Genomic DNA, 15,115 nt, shown 5'->3' with positions numbered 1-15,115 from the left:
GGCTCACGTATTGCGGACGGTCAGGCAGGCACCTGCTTCGGAGTGCTCCTCAGCACTCCACCCAGCTCACCGCCAGGCCGCCCCGTGAAGTTTCTTTGTATTTGTCGTGCATGTCGGCACCGGTATCGCGCATGGTGCGGATCACCCGGTCCAGGGAAATGAAGTGTTTGCCGTCGCCGCGCAGGGCCATTTGCGTGGCGTTGATCGCCTTCACGGCAGCAATTGCGTTGCGCTCGATGCATGGCACCTGCACCAGGCCACCGACCGGATCGCAGGTCAGGCCGAGGTTGTGTTCCAGGCCGATTTCGGCGGCGTTTTCCAGTTGCTCGGGAGTCGCTCCGAGTATGTCGGCCAGGCCAGCGGCTGCCATGGCGCAGGCGGAGCCAACTTCGCCCTGGCAGCCGACTTCGGCGCCGGAGATCGAGGCGTTTTTCTTGCAGAGAATGCCTACCGCGGCAGCGCCCAAAAAGAACGCCACCACGTCATCGTCCGATGCGTCCGGGTTGAATTTCATGTAGTAGTGCAACACGGCGGGAATGATCCCCGCCGCCCCGTTTGTAGGCGCGGTCACCATGCGTCCGCCCGCCGCGTTCTCTTCGTTCACGGCGAGGGCGAACAGGTTGACCCACTCCATGGCCGACAGGGTGGAGCTGATGACATTCGGTTTGCCGATTTCCAACAGGCTGCGGTGCAATTTCGCGGCGCGGCGCGGAACATTCAGACCGCCGGGCAGGATGCCTTCGTGACGCAAACCTTGCTCTACGCATTCGCGCATCACCGACCAGATATGCAGCAAGCCCTGACGGATCTCGGCGTCGCTGCGCCAGGCCCGTTCGTTGGCCATCATCAGCTCGGAAACCCTCAGACCGTGCTGGTTGCAGAGCTTGAGCAATTCGGCGGCACTGGAGAAATCGTAGGGCAGAACCACATCGCTGGCCGGCGCAATGCCGGACTCGGCTTCGGCTGCTTCGATGATGAAACCACCGCCCACCGAGTAGTACGTCTGCTCGAACAATTCACCGGTTTCGCCAAAGGCTGTCAGAGACATCGCGTTGGGGTGGTAGGGCAGACTCTCGTCCAGCAGCAGGAGATCACGCTGCCAGTTGAAGGCAATGGCCGATTTGCCGGCCAGACTCAGTTCGCCGGTTTCACGCAAAGTCTGGATTCGGCTGTCGATTGAATTCGGATCAATGCTGTCTGGCCATTCGCCCATCAGGCCCATGACGCAGGCACGGTCGGTGGCGTGACCGACGCCAGTGGCCGAAAGCGAACCGTAGAGGCGGATTTCTACCCGCTGTACGTCGGCCAATAAATGTTGGTCAATCAGTGCCTGGGCGAAAGTTGCGGCGGCGCGCATCGGGCCGACGGTGTGGGAGCTGGACGGACCGATACCGACTTTGAAGAGATCGAAAACACTGATAGCCATGCTAAAGCCTATACAAGCAATGGAAGAGAAATCGCCGCCATTTTTGTAGGCCAAGCGCAAGGTGGGCGATACTGCCAACCTCGGTCCTACGTGACCAACGAAACTTCCTAAGACAGCCTTTAGCAGGACTAAACAATGAGTCGCCAATTGCACGCCCAGACCTACGTCTGGCTGCACGTGTTTTCGTGTGCCGCGCGGCACTTGTCCTTCACCCGTTGCGCCGAAGAACTGCACATCACGCCGGGTGCGGTCAGTCAGCAAATTCGCCAACTGGAAGAGCGGCTGGGTTTTCGCCTGTTTCATCGTCGCGCTCGGGGTGTGGAGTTGAGCGCCGAAGGCCAGCGATTGGCTATCACCGTCAACGAAGCCTACGGCAGCATCGATGCGGAATTGCGACGACTGGATGCGGGAATGATCAGCGGGATTTTGCGATTGCGCTCGATTCCATCATTCTTGAGCAAGTGGTTGACCCCCAGGTTGCCGCGTTTGCAGCAGCGCTTTCCGGACATTCAACTGCGGCTGGTGGCCGAGGACAGCAGCGTGCCATTGCATGAGGGCGACTTCGATTTGGCCATCGACCTCAATGACGGCAGTTATCCGGGATTGTTATCCACAACCTTGCTGGATGAGCAGATCTTTCCGGTGTGCGCCCCGGGCCTGTTGCGCGCAAGGCCGCCCCTGCACGGCCCGGCAGACCTGGTGCATTTTCCGTTGCTGCACGACATCACCGCCTGGCGTGGCAGTTACGAATACGCGGAATGGGAGTTCTACCTCAACGCCATCGGCTTCGAGGGCGCGGATGTGCGGCGCGGGCATACCTTCAATCGCAATCACCTGACCATTGAAGCGGCGATTGCGGGGATGGGCGTGGCGATTGCGCGGCGAACGCTGCTCAACGATGAGCTCGAGCGCGGGACGTTGATCGTGCCGTTTGGCCTGGCGGTGCCCAATCACAAGCGGTACGTGCTGCTTTATGCGCCGGGCGCGCTGAGCCATCCGGGCGTGCGCGCGGTGCATGACTGGCTGGTGGAAGAAGCGGGGATATTTCGTAGTCTGCACCCGCTGGCGGAGCGGCAGATGTGACAGTAGCCTGGAACATCAGCCCGGGGCGACCCAACTCCCGACATTAACAGCGCTTTTACTCGTTGTCCGGCTTTTTTTGCGAATGAATATTTATCTTTTTTTAGGGGTTGAAATGTTCTGCGCACACACCGATTGTGTAACCAAGAGGTCACGGTGATGAAGCCCAAGGGCCAGCCGAAGGGCCTCTCGCGAGCTAGCTGAAATAAGGGATGAACTATGCAAATCCAAGTCAACAGCGATAACCATATTCAAAGCAGCATCCGACTGGAGGAGTGGGTACGTACTACCATAGAGAGCACGCTCGAACGTTATGAAGAGGACCTGACCCGCGTCGAGGTCCACCTGCGGGACGAGAACGGCGACAAGCCCGGTCCCCACGATATACGCTGTCAGCTGGAAGCGCGGCCAAAAGGCCATCAACCGCTTTCTGTGACCCATAAAGCCGCTAACCTGGAACTGGCGATCGACGGTGCGGCTGAAAAACTCGAACATGCGCTTGAACATCTGTTCGGCAAACTGCGGGGCAAACCACGTGCCGCTGTGGTGCCGTTCGAAAGGCCTACGGCCGATGCGCTGCTGGAAGACGAGTTTCTCGAGAACGAACAGGCTGCACAAAACGGCTGAGGCCTGATTCACTTTTTACCTTTCCACTTTCTCTCCACCTGAAAAACGGGCCTGCTTATGCAGGCCCGTTCTTGTTTATGGTATTCGCCACCATGGAAACCTGTGGCGAGGGAGCTTGCTCCCGCTGGGGTGCGAAGCGGCCCCAAAACCATCCAGTGCGGTGTGTCAGGCAAATCTCGTTAGCAGGTTTTACGACTGCTTCGCAGCCGAGCGGGAGCAAGCTCCCTCGCCACAAAGTGTCTTACCTCAGACCGGGGTAGGAATCAAAACGCCACCGACGTCTGCACATACACCGTCCGCGGTTCTCCCACGTACTTGCCCTTGTTGTTGTCATCGAACGAGCGGGTGAAGTACTGGTGGTTGAAGATGTTCTTCACCCCCACCGCCACATTAAGATCGGATAGTTTCGGCCCAAAGTCATACGCCGCGCGGCTGCTGAACAACATGTACCCCGGGATCTTACCGGTGCTGCCGTCGGCGCTTTCGGCCGAGGTGTTGGCGTTGTCAGCGAACTGGTCGCTCTGGTAGCTACTGTCCAGGTTCAGTTTCCACGCGCCTTCGGTATAACCGACGCCGACCGTGCCTTTGTGTTTCGAAGAGAACGGCACGCGATTGCCCTTGTTCGGCCCGTCCTCGCGGATGGTCGCGTCGACATAAGCGTAAGTCGCGTACACGTCGAACCCGGCCAGCGCCGGGCTCAAATCGTCGAGGGCGTAGTTGATGCTGGTTTCGATGCCTTGATGACGGGTTTCGCCACGGGCGATCACAGAGTCATTGGTTTGATTGCTTTCATACTGATTGTCGAAATTGATCAGGAATGCGCCAATCTCGGCACGCAACGCGCCATTGTCGTAGCGGGTACCCAGCTCCCAGGTGCGCGCCTTTTCCGGTTTGACTTCGCCGCTGGTCACCCGGTTAGGCATCTGGCTGTACTGCACGCTGCCGAATGAACCTTCGGTATTGGCGTAAAGATTCCAGCTGTCGGTCAGGTGATAGAGCACGTTCAACGCCGGCAGGGCGGTGTTGTAGTCGCCTTTGTATTTCACGTTGGTCAGGTTGTTGGTCTGCTGCGATTCGATCATTTCGTAGCGGATGCCTGGCGTGATCGTCCACTTGCCGATGTCGATCCGGTCATCGACGAAGAACGCATTGGCCTCGGTGCCGCCCCGGGTATCGCGGTCGTTGCGACTGCTGGTGGTCGGGAGTTCGTTGCTGGCGATCGGCGTGCGGTAGCGCAGTTCGTGGCCGGCCTCGTTGATGTAGCGATAGCCGACGCCGACTTCATGGCTGGTTTGGCCGAGGTCGAAGCCTTGGGCGAAACGGGTTTCCAGGCCACGTACCCAATACTCGCGTGGCGACAGCGAGAGGAACGTGCCCTGGTCCAGATAACCGCTGCGCAGGGTTTTGGTAAAGAAGGTATTGGCGGTGAACTCCCGGCGATCTTCCTGATAGCGATAACCGAAATTGAACATCGTGCGGCGGCCCCAGAACTGGTCTTTCGGGCGGGTCGACTGGTACGGGTCGGCATCGTAATCGGCTACATTCAGGCCACCGGGCATGTCCGCCTTGCCTTCGTAATACTGGGCCATGGCGTTGAAGCTGTTGGCCTCGTCGAGTTGATATTTGCCCTTGAGAATCAGGTCGTCGATTTCGGTGTCGCTGTGTTCGCGCCAGTCGCCACCACGGGTGCCCGAATACAGAATCGCGCCGCCCAAACCATTATCGGCGGTGCCGCCGGCCAGCAAATTGCCGGTGGTTTTGAAGCCGTCATGGCTGGACGATGGGCTGGTTTCAGTTTGGAAGCCGCCCTTGACCGTCGGCTCATCGGGAATGGCGCGAGTTACGAAGTTGACCACACCGCCGACGTTCTGCGGCCCGTAGCGCACCGCACCGCCGCCGCGCACCACGTCGACCGCGTCCATGTTGCCCATGCTGATCGGCGCGAACGAAAGCTGCGGCTGACCATAAGGTGCGAAGGGCACCGGAATGCCGTCCATCAATACCGTGGAGCGCGAAGCCAGCCGAGGGTTGAGCCCGCGAATGCCGAAGTTCAGTGCCATGTCATGGCTGCCGGTGCCGTTGTTGTCTGGCGCGTTGACCCCCGGAATGCGATTGAGCACATCCTTGGCCTGAGTCGCGCCCTGGCGTTCGAATTCTTCGCGCCGGATCACGTCGCGAGCGCCAGGATGTTCGAAGACGTTGGTTTGCGCCGCATCGCCGAGCCAGTCGCCGACCACTTTCGAGGTGTCCAGCTCCAGCGCCGCATCACCCGACGGTTGCAGACTGAAGGCATTGTCGCCCTCGGCGCGGGCTTGCAGGCCGGTGCCTTCGAGCAACGCGTTCAAGCCTTGCGAAGGGGTGTAGTTGCCTTCCAGGCCGCGACTTTGCACACCGCGGGTGACTTGCGAGCCAAAGGAGATCAGCACGCCGGCTTCACGACCAAACTGGTTGAGGGCGTTCTCCAGCGAGGACGGTGCGATGTGGTACGGCTTGGTGTCGGCGGCATGCACCAGAGGCAGTGCGCCGAAGCTCAGGCTGGCGCCCAGCAAGAGTTGGCGCAAGGTGCGGGTTAGCGGTGTGACGCGCAAGGGTTGCATGAAAGGCGATCCTGAGAAGGTTGAATCAAGGGGGCTTTCCTTCTCTGTCACGCCAGATCTGAAAAACGGCTCACGCTGGATGAATATTTTTTCTGGGGTGACGCAGGTTGGCTTTTGTGGCGAGGGAGCTTGCTCCCGCTGGGGTGCGAAGCGGCCCCGAAACCATCCAGTGCGGTGTGTCAGGCAAATCAGGTTAGCGAGTTTTACGACTGCTTCGCAGCCGAGCGGGAGCAAGCTCCCTCGCCACAGGTTATGTGTGTTGATCAAGATTCAGGTGCGCGCCTCGACCGTCACCCAATACCGGGTAAAACGCCTCACCTTCACCGGCAAACTGATTTCCAGCAGATCAAGAATCCGCTCGCTGTCGTCCAGTGGATAAGTCCCGGAGATCAGCAGGTCGGCAACATTCGCCGCGCACGTGAGTTGCCCCCGGCGATAGCGACCGAGTTCATCGAGGAAATCCCCCAGGCGCATGTGCGCGGCCACCAGCATGCCATCGGCCCAGGCGCCGCTGTTGGCGTCCAGTGGCAGGGGAGTGCCGATGCCGCGTGCGCCGAAGCTCAACTGCCTGGCGGTTTGCAGCATCAGCGGTGCGCCGCCATCGGGCGTCAACTCAACACTGCCTTCGAACACCGCCACCTGAGTGTGATCGGCAAACTGCCGCACATTCAGCCGCCCACCTTGGGTTTTCAACAGGCCCTGTGCGGTCTGTACTTGAAACCCTTGGGCGGCGGTCAGCAGCATCTCGCCTTCTAGCAAGCGGATCAGCCGTTGCTGACCGTCGACTCGCACATCGACCGAACTGGCGGTATTGAGCTGCACTTGGCTGCCATCGCCGAGCGGCACTTTACGTCGCTGGCCGATCGGGCTGCGGTAGTCGGCCAGCAACGGCATCAGCGGATTGTGCTCGCGCATGCCCCAAGTGACTGCGGAACCCGCGCCGAGAATAAGCAATAGCTTCAATGCCTGACGGCGGCCGGCGGATTTCGGTGCGTTGAGGGCGGCATGGGCCAGCGGTGAAGACAAACCGCGCAAACGTTGATTGACCCGCTGAATATGCTCCCAGGCCCGTCGATGTTCGCCGTGCGCATCGAGCCATTGCTGCCAGGCGATTTGCTGGCGCGGGTTCAACGGCCCTTGCTGGACTTGCATCCACCAGTGCACGGCCTGCTCAGCCACTTGAGAGGAGAAATCCGCAGGGCTATTCATAGTGCGAAGTAGCAGCGCATCGCTGCTTTGTTCAGGTGCCGTTTGACCGTGGCAATGGAAATGCCCAGTTCGGCGGCGATCTGTGGATACGTCAAACCATCGAGCTGAGCCAGCAGAAAGGCGCGCTTGACCAAGTGCGGCAAACCATCGAGCAACTGGTCGAGTTCCATCAGCGTTTGCAGGATGATCGCCCGATCTTCCTCCGACGGCGCGACGATTTCCGGCATCTGAGCCAGCGCGTCGAGGTAGGCGCGTTCCAGATCCTGACGGCGGTAATGATTGAACAGCACACGCTTGGCGATGGTGGTGAGGAACGCCCGCGGTTCGATGATTTGGGGCGTTTCCCGTGCCGTCAGCACTCGAATGAACGTGTCCTGGGCCAGATCCGCTGCGCTGTCAGGGCAGCCGAGTTTGCGCCGCAGCCAACCGGTGAGCCAGTTGTGATGGGCGTGATAAAGGACTTCGACGGTAGTGGCTGACGACAACGGAACCGCTCCGGACGTATTTCGATACGTTAGAGAACAAGAATTGTTCGCATTGTAGGGGCGGGGCCTGCATCCGGCAATCGGCTCCAGGCTGCTATCTCTTCAGACTCGTTAAAAAGATCGCAGCATCCCGTGTAGGAGCTGCCGAAGGCTGCGATCTTTTGATCTTGCTTTACCGCAAAAACGCCTGCCGATACTCCCCAGGCGTGCCACCCAACGCCTGGCGAAACCGGTTGGTGAAATGACTCGCACTGGCGAACCCACAGGCCAACGCAATGTCCCCCAACGGCTGCGATGTTGTGCGCAACAGTTCCCGCGCGCAGCTCAGTCGCCGAGCCAACACATACTGATGCGGCGGCAAACCGAAGCTCACTCGAAACATTCGCGCAAAGTGGTATTCGGACAGCGCACATAACCCCGCCAATTGCCCAAGGCTGATGGCTTCTGACATTTGATGGTCGATGAACTCCACCAACTGCCGCCGCTGATGCGCCGCCAACCCGCCCTTGAGGCGCAAGCCCTCACGCACACCAACCTGGCTGAGCAGGGCATGGCTGAGCATTTCGTGGGCCAGACTGCTGGTGAGCAGGCGTTCGCCCGGTTCATCCCAGTTGAGGGCGATCAACTGCCGAAAGCGCCGGGCTTGCTGCGGGTCTTCAAGGAACGTGCGCTCGCGCAATTGCAATTCCCGAGGTTCGCGATCCAGCAACGTGACGCAGCCAAGGGCAAATTGTTCGGGGCTGAAATACAGGTGGGCCAGGCGAATATCGCCGTTGATCACCCAGCCGGACTGATGGTCGGCCGGCAGAATGCACAGCTTGTCCGGGCCGCCCTTGGTACCGGGCTGGTCGCGGCGAAAAGTACCGGTGCCGCCAGCGATGTAGCAAGACAAGGTGTGATGGCTCGGCGCTTCGTAATCCTGGGCATCGTGGTGGTTATTCCACAAAGCCGCGGCCATGCCGTCACCGAGCTCGGCGCTGTGCTCCAGGCGAGCATTGGGCGAGCGGTTAAGCGCTTGAAAGACTTGCAGGGTATCGAGTGTCCTGTCTCGCAAATACGGTTCCCTTTTGACGGTGTCTGTTTCCGCCATGCTGCGTTGCCGCTCCTCGCCATAGCGGGCTATGACTCGTCGCGGCGCCTTGCCTGACGGCAACAGCCCCTCGTCAAAAAGGAACGTATTTGCGAGACAGGACACTTGTGCGGCCATGATCGGTTCTCTCCAACGCCTTGCATCCTACTCCGTAGAGGTTGGCCTGCCAGCCCGGCCGCCGACAAAAGCGCAAGTTTATGCAAGTGAATCCACGATTGGCGCAGCACACTGGCCCCCTAATCAGGCAATGCCCTGTGGCGAGGGAGCTTGCTCCCGCTTGAGTGCGCAGCGCTCACAAAACTGGCGAAATTTGCCAGGACTTGGGGCCGCTACGCAGCCCCGCGCGAGCAAGCTCGCTCGCCACAAAGTGAACAGCATTGCCCATCCCGGAGCTGTCGCCATGAATCTTTCGTTGTATCTGCTGACCGTGCTGATCTGGGGCACCACCTGGATCGCCTTGAAATGGCAACTGGGTGTGGTGGCGATTCCGGTGTCGATCGTTTATCGCTTCGGCCTTGCCGCATTGGTGTTGTTCGTGATGTTGCTGCTCAGCCGCCGTCTGCAAGTGATGAACCGTCGCGGGCATCTGATCTGCCTGGCGCAGGGCTTGTGCCTGTTCTGCATCAATTTCATGTGCTTTCTTACCGCCAGCCAATGGATCCCCAGCGGTCTGGTCGCCGTGGTGTTTTCTACCGCCACCCTGTGGAATGCCTTCAACGCACGAGTGTTTTTCGGTCAGAAAATCGCTCGCAATGTACTGATGGGCGGTGCACTGGGTTTGCTCGGATTGGGCCTGTTGTTCTGGCCAGAGCTGGCCGGTCATACCGCCAGCCCCGAAACCATGCTCGGCTTGGGCTTGGCACTGCTTGGAACCTTATGCTTCTCGGCCGGCAACATGCTGTCGAGCCTGCAACAGAAGGCCGGCCTGAAACCCTTGACCACCAATGCCTGGGGCATGGCTTACGGCGCGGCGATGTTGACGGTGTGGTGCCTGATCAAAGGCATCCCGTTCGACATGGAATGGAATGCCCGCTATATCGGCTCGTTGCTGTACCTGGTGATTCCGGGCTCGGTGATCGGCTTCACCGCCTACCTGACGCTGGTCGGACGCATGGGCCCGGAGCGGGCAGCGTACTGCACTGTACTCTTTCCGGTGGTGGCGCTGAATGTGTCGGCGTTTGTCGAAGGCTATCAATGGACCGCGCCGGCACTGGTGGGGCTGGTATTGGTGATGCTGGGGAATGTGTTGGTGTTCCGTAAACCCAAGGCGTCGATGGTGCAGGAGCGCGGCAAGTTGGCGTGAGGTTCGCTTTGATCGAGCGCTGAACAGCTCAGCGCTCGATCCTGATGGCCACATAAATCAGTAACGGCAATATAAAGTCGACAATGTGTCGGGCCCAGTCCTTGGCGTTCCAGGTTTGCGACTCATCCATGTTGAACCATTCGACGCCGATGACTTGCAAGCAGATGTAATAGACGAATATCGCGATTAATAATCCGACAATCGAAAATTTCTTCGCCTCGTGAAACACCTCACAAGAAGCATTTATGTTTCGGAAAAGATGATACGTGCCCAATAAACAAAACGCGGTATAAATAACTTCCAGCGTGATGATGAACCAGTAGATTCGATGGTGGAGCATGGGGGATGTAATGGCCCGGTAGCTCAGGTTCTGGTTGTCCCTGGTGGTGTCCATGCTCAGGATATGGCCCACATACTCATAGTTGGACGCGTAGTCAGTAAAGTTGCTGTACATCACCAGTAGGCCAAATAAACTTATAAAGGCCATCAATATGATTTTGCTGCATCTGATGAGTTGATCGGTTGTTGTCGGGATCAAGGTAGTTGCTCTCCATCGCTAAAATCCCCTAGGGGGGGTAAGTAATGGAGAGTCTATCGTGTGTATCTTTTTTATGACGACGGACTGAATTGCAAAGTATGTAGTGAGCGGGCAGGCGATTGAAACGCCTGCCCTTTTCAAGTCAGCCTTTCCACACTTGCGGGTTCACCAGATCTTGCGGCCGCTCACCCGACAAGGCGCTGCGCAAGTTGGCCAAGGCACGGTTGGCCATGGCTTCACGGGTTTCATGAGTCGCCGAGCCAATGTGCGGCAAGGTCACGGCGTTTTTCAGTTGGAACAATGGCGACTCAGCCAGCGGTTCTTTCTCGTAGACGTCCAGGCCGGCGCCGCGAATCCGGTTGTTTTGCAGCGCTTCGATCAGCGCCGCTTCGTCCACTACGGGGCCGCGGGCGATGTTCACCAGAATGGCGCTCGATTTCATCAGCGCCAATTCACGGTGGCTGATCAGGTGCCTGGTTTTTTCGCTGAGCGGCACCACCAGGCAGACGAAATCGGCTTCGGCCAGCAACTGGTCGAGGCTGCGAAACTGCGCACCGAGCTCCTGTTCCAGTTCGGTCTTGCGGCTGTTGCCGCTGTAGATAATCGGCATGTTGAAGCCCAGCCGACCGCGACGGGCGATGGCCGCGCCGATGCTGCCCATGCCGACAATCCCTAAGGTTTTGCCATGTACATCGCTACCGAACAGCGGCGCACCGACGGTGGCTTGCCATTGGCCGGCCTTGGTCCAGGCGTCCAGCTCGGCGACGCGGCGGGCACTGCTCATGAGCAAGGCGAAGGCCAGGTCGGCGGTGCTTTCGGTGAGGACGTCGGGGGTGTTAGTGAGCATGATCCCGCGTTCGTTGAAGTAGGCGAGGTCGTAGTTGTCGTAGCCAACGGAGACGCTGGAGACCACTTCAAGTTTTTCCGCATTTTCCAATTGCGCGCGACCGAGTTTGCGGCCGACGCCGATCAGGCCGTGGGCGTGGGGCAGGGCTTCATTGAATTGGGCATTGATGTCGCCGTTTTTCGGGTTCGGCACGATCACGTCGAAGTCTTGTTGCAGACGTTCGATCATCGGTGGGGTGATACGGCTGAAGGCGAGGACGGTTTTTTTCATTGGAGGCGGCTCGTCGGGCGGTGGTGAATGCCAAGCACGCTAACATTCTTTTTCGCTGTTGTGCGTAGGAGCTGCCGAAGGCTGCGATCTTTTGATCTTGAAAAATCCAGATCAAAAGATCGCAGCCTTCGGCAGCTCCTACAGGTACGGGTCAGTCTTGTGGGTCGATGTTGTCCAGTACTCGATTCACCGCCAGTTCGCCCAGCATGATGACCTGCTGGATGCCCAGCATGGTGTTGCGATGAGTGCCTTCGAGAAACCCGGCGAAGTCACTGGCCATGACGCTGGCCGAGGCGAGGGATTCGCAGGCGTAGACCAATAAGGTTTCGGTGGTGGCGTCGGGGGCAACCTGGAACAAGTGGCTGGGGGTGTGAGGGGGATTTGGCGTCGGCTTGAACATAAGTGCGTTACTCCATGCTGGGATTAATGGAGCTGCCACTTTTTGTTTTCCAGACAAAAGGGTGGCAGCCGTGCGCGGACTGGAAAAACCGGTCAATCCCAACAGAACCCGGCAGACCCGAAGGTCTCCCGCGCACAGCCGCCATAACATTGCGAGCAGAAAAAAGTGCCGCAGTATGCCATGTGCAGAGGTAAAGAATTGATCCAGGTTTTCCAGACCTGATCGCTGATGCGTCAGCGACCCCCAAAGCCTACCTATCTCCCGTCCCACACACCAACCGTCAAAACGCGTCGGAAACGTCCCTGAATATCGGCGATTTGTAGGACCGTCTGTAGCTCAATTCGCCACCCGAACCCCACCCAAACTCCCACTCAATTCATACGCCGCCAATTCCGCCTGATGCGCCGCCAATATCTCCGGCAACGACCCACGCAAATACTCGACCCACGTCTTGATCTTCGCATCCAGATACTGCCGCGATGGATAAATCGCATACAGATTCAGTTCCTGCGAACGGTAGTTGGGCATCACCCGCACCAACGTGCCGTTGCGCAACCCTTCAATTGCCGCATACACCGGTAAAACGCCAACCCCCATACCGCTGGTGATTGCAGTCTTCATCGCATCAGCGGAGTTCACCAAAAACGGTGAGCTGTTGATGGTGACCATTTCCTGGCCGTCAGGGCCATCGAAGGCCCATTTCTCCAGCGGGATGACCGGGCTCACCAGGCGCAGGCAGGCGTGGTTGAGCAAATCGCTGGGTTTATGCGCGCAGCCGTTGGCTTTTACATAGGCGGGCGAGGCGCAAACGATGCTGTAGGTGATGCCCAAACGCTGGGAGACGAAGCCCGAGTCCGGCAGTTCGCTGGCGAGCACGATGGACACGTCGTAGCCCTCGTCGAGCAGATCCGGCACGCGGTTGGCCATGGTCAGGTCGAAGGTCACGTCCGGGTGGGTTTTGCGGTAGCGGGCGATGGCGTCGATCACGAAGTGCTGACCGATGCCGGTCATGGTATGCACCTTGAGTTGCCCGGCCGGGCGTGCGTGGGCGTCGCTGGCCTCGGCTTCGGCTTCTTCGACGTAGGCCAGGATCTGCTCGCAACGCAATAGATATCGCTTGCCGGCTTCGGTCAGGGCGATGCGGCGAGTGGTGCGGTTGAGCAGACGGGTTTGCAGGTGGGCTTCCAGGTTGGAGACCGCGCGCGAGACGTTGGCCGTGGTGGTGTCGAGTTGCACAGCGGCGGCGGTGAAGCTGCCGGCCTCGGCCACGTAACTGAAGGCGCGCATGTTTTGCAAAGTGTCCATGGGGGGCTCTCTTGGCGAATGGCAAATTGTGACACGAAGTTGCTGATTCTTTACAGGCGACTAAAGACGCGACCAAGGGATTATCGCGTTAACGGTAACAAAGATTCACAGGATTCCCAGCTTATCGCCAACAGAGCCCACCCCTAGAATTGCACCCACCTATGTAGGAGCTGCCGCAGGCTGCGATCTTTTGATCTTCGCTTTTAAAGCAACATCAAAAGATCGCAGCCTGCGGCAGCTCCTACAGGGTATCTCCCTCATCTCAGGAAATCGCAGCAGTGCCGCGTCGCATCAACAGAGCGCTCAAGACGCTCAGTGTTTTGGCTTTAACCCTGGCAATCAGCGGCTGCATCGGCACCGCAGGTATTGCCCCGCAAGACAAGGCACTGGAGGCCAATTCACTGGCCACCGACGATGCCATTCAGAGCGCCGAGCAAGACGCTCATTGGCCCACCGCTCAATGGTGGCAAGCCTACGGCGACCCGCAATTGAACCGCTGGCTCGACCTCGCCCTGCAAGGCAGCCCGAGCATGGCCATGGCCGCCGCGCGCGTGCGTCAGGCGCGGTCCATGGCCGGCGTTGCCGAGTCCGCCGAGTCATTGCAGATCAATGGCCAATCCACCCTCAAGCGCCACAACTGGCCCACCGATCAGTTCTACGGCCCCGGCGAGTTGGCCAACACCACCACTTGGGACAACAACGCCGCGCTGGGTTTCAGCTATGCCCTCGACCTCTGGGGTCGCGAAAGCAACGCCACCGAACGCGCGGTGGACATGGCGCACATGAGCGTCGCCGAAGCACGGCAGGCCCAACTCGAATTGCAGAACAACATCGTGCGCGCCTACATCGAGCTCTCGTTGCATTACGCGCAACGGGACATCGTCGCCGCGACTTTGAAGCAGCAACAGCAAATTCTCGACCTGGCACAGAAACGTCTGGACGGCGGCATCGGCACCCATTTCGACGTCAGCCAGGCCGAAACACCCTTGCCGGAAACCCATCGGCAAATTGATGCCCTGGACGAGGAAATTGCCCTCAGCCGCAACCAACTCGCCGCGCTGGCCGGTAAGGGACCGGGGGAGGGCGCGCAGTTGCAACGGCCGACGCTATCGTTGGGGGCGGCATTGAAACTGCCGTCCTCCTTGCCGGCGCAACTGCTCGGTCAACGCCCGGACGTGGTTGCCAGTCGCTGGCAAGTGGCGGCGCAGGCGCGAGGTATCGATGTCGCTCACGCGGGCTTCTACCCCAACGTCGATCTGGTCGGCAGCCTCGGCTACATGGCGACCGGCGGTGGGGCGCTGGAGTTTTTGACCGGCAAGAAACTCAACTACAGCGTCGGCCCGGCGATCTCGTTGCCGATCTTCGACGGTGGACGCTTGCGTGCGGAGTTGGGCGAAGCCTCGGCGGGTTATGACATCGCGGTGGCCAGGTACAACCAGACGCTGGTCAACGCGCTGAAGAACATCTCCGACCAGTTGATTCGCCGCGAGTCGATGGACAAGCAACAAGCCTTCGCCGCCGAGTCGGTGGCCACGGCGCAGAAAACCTACGACATCGCCATGATCGCCTATCAGCGCGGGCTCACCGATTACCTCAACGTGCTCAATGCGCAGACGTTGTTGTTCAAGCAGCAGCAAGTGCAGCAGCAGGTTCAGGCTGCACGCTTGAGTGCCCATGCCGAGCTAGTGACGGCGCTTGGCGGGGGACTCGGGGCGGGCAACGATGTGCCGACCGCCGAGCAAACCCTGGCCCCGAAAACCCCGAGCATTTTGAAGTGAGCGCGATGGCGCACCCACATTTGTGGCGAGGGAGCTTGCTCCCGCTTGAGTGCGCAGCACTCACAACATCAGCAATGGTTGCCGGAATTTTGGGGCCGCTGCGCAGCCCAGCGCGAGCAAGCTCGCTCGCCACAAAGTACTCGCTCAGCATTTTGGCCCT

Annotated in this window: 13 protein-coding genes; 4 read left to right on the top strand and 9 right to left on the bottom strand. The window is 59.3% G+C overall.

Going from position 1 to position 15,115, the window contains the following annotated elements; all coding sequences use genetic code 11:
• Nucleotides 1-49: 49 nt before the first annotated feature.
• Nucleotides 50-1,426: an L-serine ammonia-lyase gene (locus tag ABH909_RS27570; protein WP_429439228.1), complete on the bottom strand. Its 1,377-nt coding sequence runs from the start codon at nt 1,424-1,426 to the stop codon at nt 50-52.
• A gap of 135 nt (nt 1,427-1,561) precedes the next feature.
• On the opposite strand from ABH909_RS27570, the gene ABH909_RS27565 reads away from it, so the two are divergent.
• Both ABH909_RS27565 and ABH909_RS27560 read left to right on the top strand, forming a co-directional pair.
• Entirely contained in the window at nt 1,562-2,509 is a 948-nt protein-coding gene (locus ABH909_RS27565) for a LysR substrate-binding domain-containing protein (RefSeq protein ID WP_429439225.1), read from the top strand.
• 216 nt (nt 2,510-2,725) lie between these two features.
• Nucleotides 2,726-3,133 carry an HPF/RaiA family ribosome-associated protein gene (locus ABH909_RS27560; RefSeq protein WP_429439223.1) on the top strand — a complete coding sequence of 136 codons (408 nt, stop codon included), beginning with the start codon at nt 2,726-2,728 and terminating at the stop codon, nt 3,131-3,133.
• A 263-nt stretch (nt 3,134-3,396) separates the two neighbouring features.
• Here the strand turns inward: ABH909_RS27560 and fecA are convergent, their stop codons facing one another.
• From fecA to ABH909_RS27540, 4 genes are all read right to left on the bottom strand, one after another.
• Nucleotides 3,397-5,730, bottom strand: a complete 2,334-nt coding sequence (gene fecA, locus ABH909_RS27555; protein WP_429439220.1) for a TonB-dependent Fe(3+) dicitrate receptor FecA — start codon at nt 5,728-5,730, stop codon at nt 3,397-3,399.
• A 270-nt stretch (nt 5,731-6,000) separates the two neighbouring features.
• Entirely contained in the window at nt 6,001-6,939 is a 939-nt protein-coding gene (locus ABH909_RS27550; protein ID WP_429439217.1) for a FecR domain-containing protein, read from the bottom strand.
• Nucleotides 6,936-7,424 carry a sigma-70 family RNA polymerase sigma factor gene (locus tag ABH909_RS27545; RefSeq protein ID WP_429439214.1) on the bottom strand — a complete coding sequence of 163 codons (489 nt, stop codon included), beginning with the start codon at nt 7,422-7,424 and terminating at the stop codon, nt 6,936-6,938. Before ABH909_RS27545 ends, ABH909_RS27550 begins: the two co-directional genes overlap by 4 nt.
• Nucleotides 7,425-7,596: 172 nt before the next feature.
• The gene (locus ABH909_RS27540) at nt 7,597-8,514 is read right to left on the bottom strand and encodes a helix-turn-helix transcriptional regulator (RefSeq protein ID WP_429439212.1); all 918 of its coding nucleotides are present in this window, start codon (nt 8,512-8,514) and stop codon (nt 7,597-7,599) included.
• Nucleotides 8,515-8,914: 400 nt separating this feature from the next.
• Here ABH909_RS27540 and ABH909_RS27535 point away from each other — a divergent pair, with 400 nt between their 5' ends.
• Nucleotides 8,915-9,817 carry a DMT family transporter gene (locus ABH909_RS27535; protein WP_429439209.1) on the top strand — a complete coding sequence of 301 codons (903 nt, stop codon included), beginning with the start codon at nt 8,915-8,917 and terminating at the stop codon, nt 9,815-9,817.
• Between the two features lie 28 nt (nt 9,818-9,845).
• Here ABH909_RS27535 and ABH909_RS27530 read toward each other — a convergent pair whose 3' ends face one another.
• The 4 genes from ABH909_RS27530 to ABH909_RS27515 all read right to left on the bottom strand — a co-directional run bounded on the left by ABH909_RS27530 (nt 9,846) and on the right by ABH909_RS27515 (nt 13,177).
• Nucleotides 9,846-10,355 (bottom strand): DUF2165 family protein, encoded by a 510-nt coding sequence (locus tag ABH909_RS27530; protein ID WP_429439206.1) that lies wholly within the window; start codon nt 10,353-10,355, stop codon nt 9,846-9,848.
• A 142-nt stretch (nt 10,356-10,497) separates the two neighbouring features.
• Complete coding sequence (locus ABH909_RS27525) at nt 10,498-11,472, bottom strand: 2-hydroxyacid dehydrogenase (RefSeq protein ID WP_429439204.1); 975 nt, start codon at nt 11,470-11,472, stop codon at nt 10,498-10,500.
• Between the two features lie 151 nt (nt 11,473-11,623).
• Entirely contained in the window at nt 11,624-11,872 is a 249-nt protein-coding gene (locus ABH909_RS27520) for a DUF6124 family protein (protein WP_429439202.1), read from the bottom strand.
• Nucleotides 11,873-12,208: 336 nt separating this feature from the next.
• Nucleotides 12,209-13,177, bottom strand: a complete 969-nt coding sequence (locus ABH909_RS27515) for a LysR family transcriptional regulator (RefSeq protein WP_123358522.1) — start codon at nt 13,175-13,177, stop codon at nt 12,209-12,211.
• A gap of 278 nt (nt 13,178-13,455) precedes the next feature.
• On the opposite strand from ABH909_RS27515, the gene ABH909_RS27510 reads away from it, so the two are divergent.
• Nucleotides 13,456-14,955 (top strand): efflux transporter outer membrane subunit, encoded by a 1,500-nt coding sequence (locus ABH909_RS27510; protein WP_429439198.1) that lies wholly within the window; start codon nt 13,456-13,458, stop codon nt 14,953-14,955.
• The last annotated feature ends 160 nt before the right edge of the window (nt 14,956-15,115 follow it).

Origin of the sequence: Pseudomonas sp. BS3782 TE3695 (genome assembly GCF_050435305.1) — a bacterium.
GTDB lineage: Bacteria > Pseudomonadota > Gammaproteobacteria > Pseudomonadales > Pseudomonadaceae > Aquipseudomonas.
Note: the sequence above shows the minus strand (reverse complement) of the source record. Positions and strands in the feature narration are given on the sequence as shown.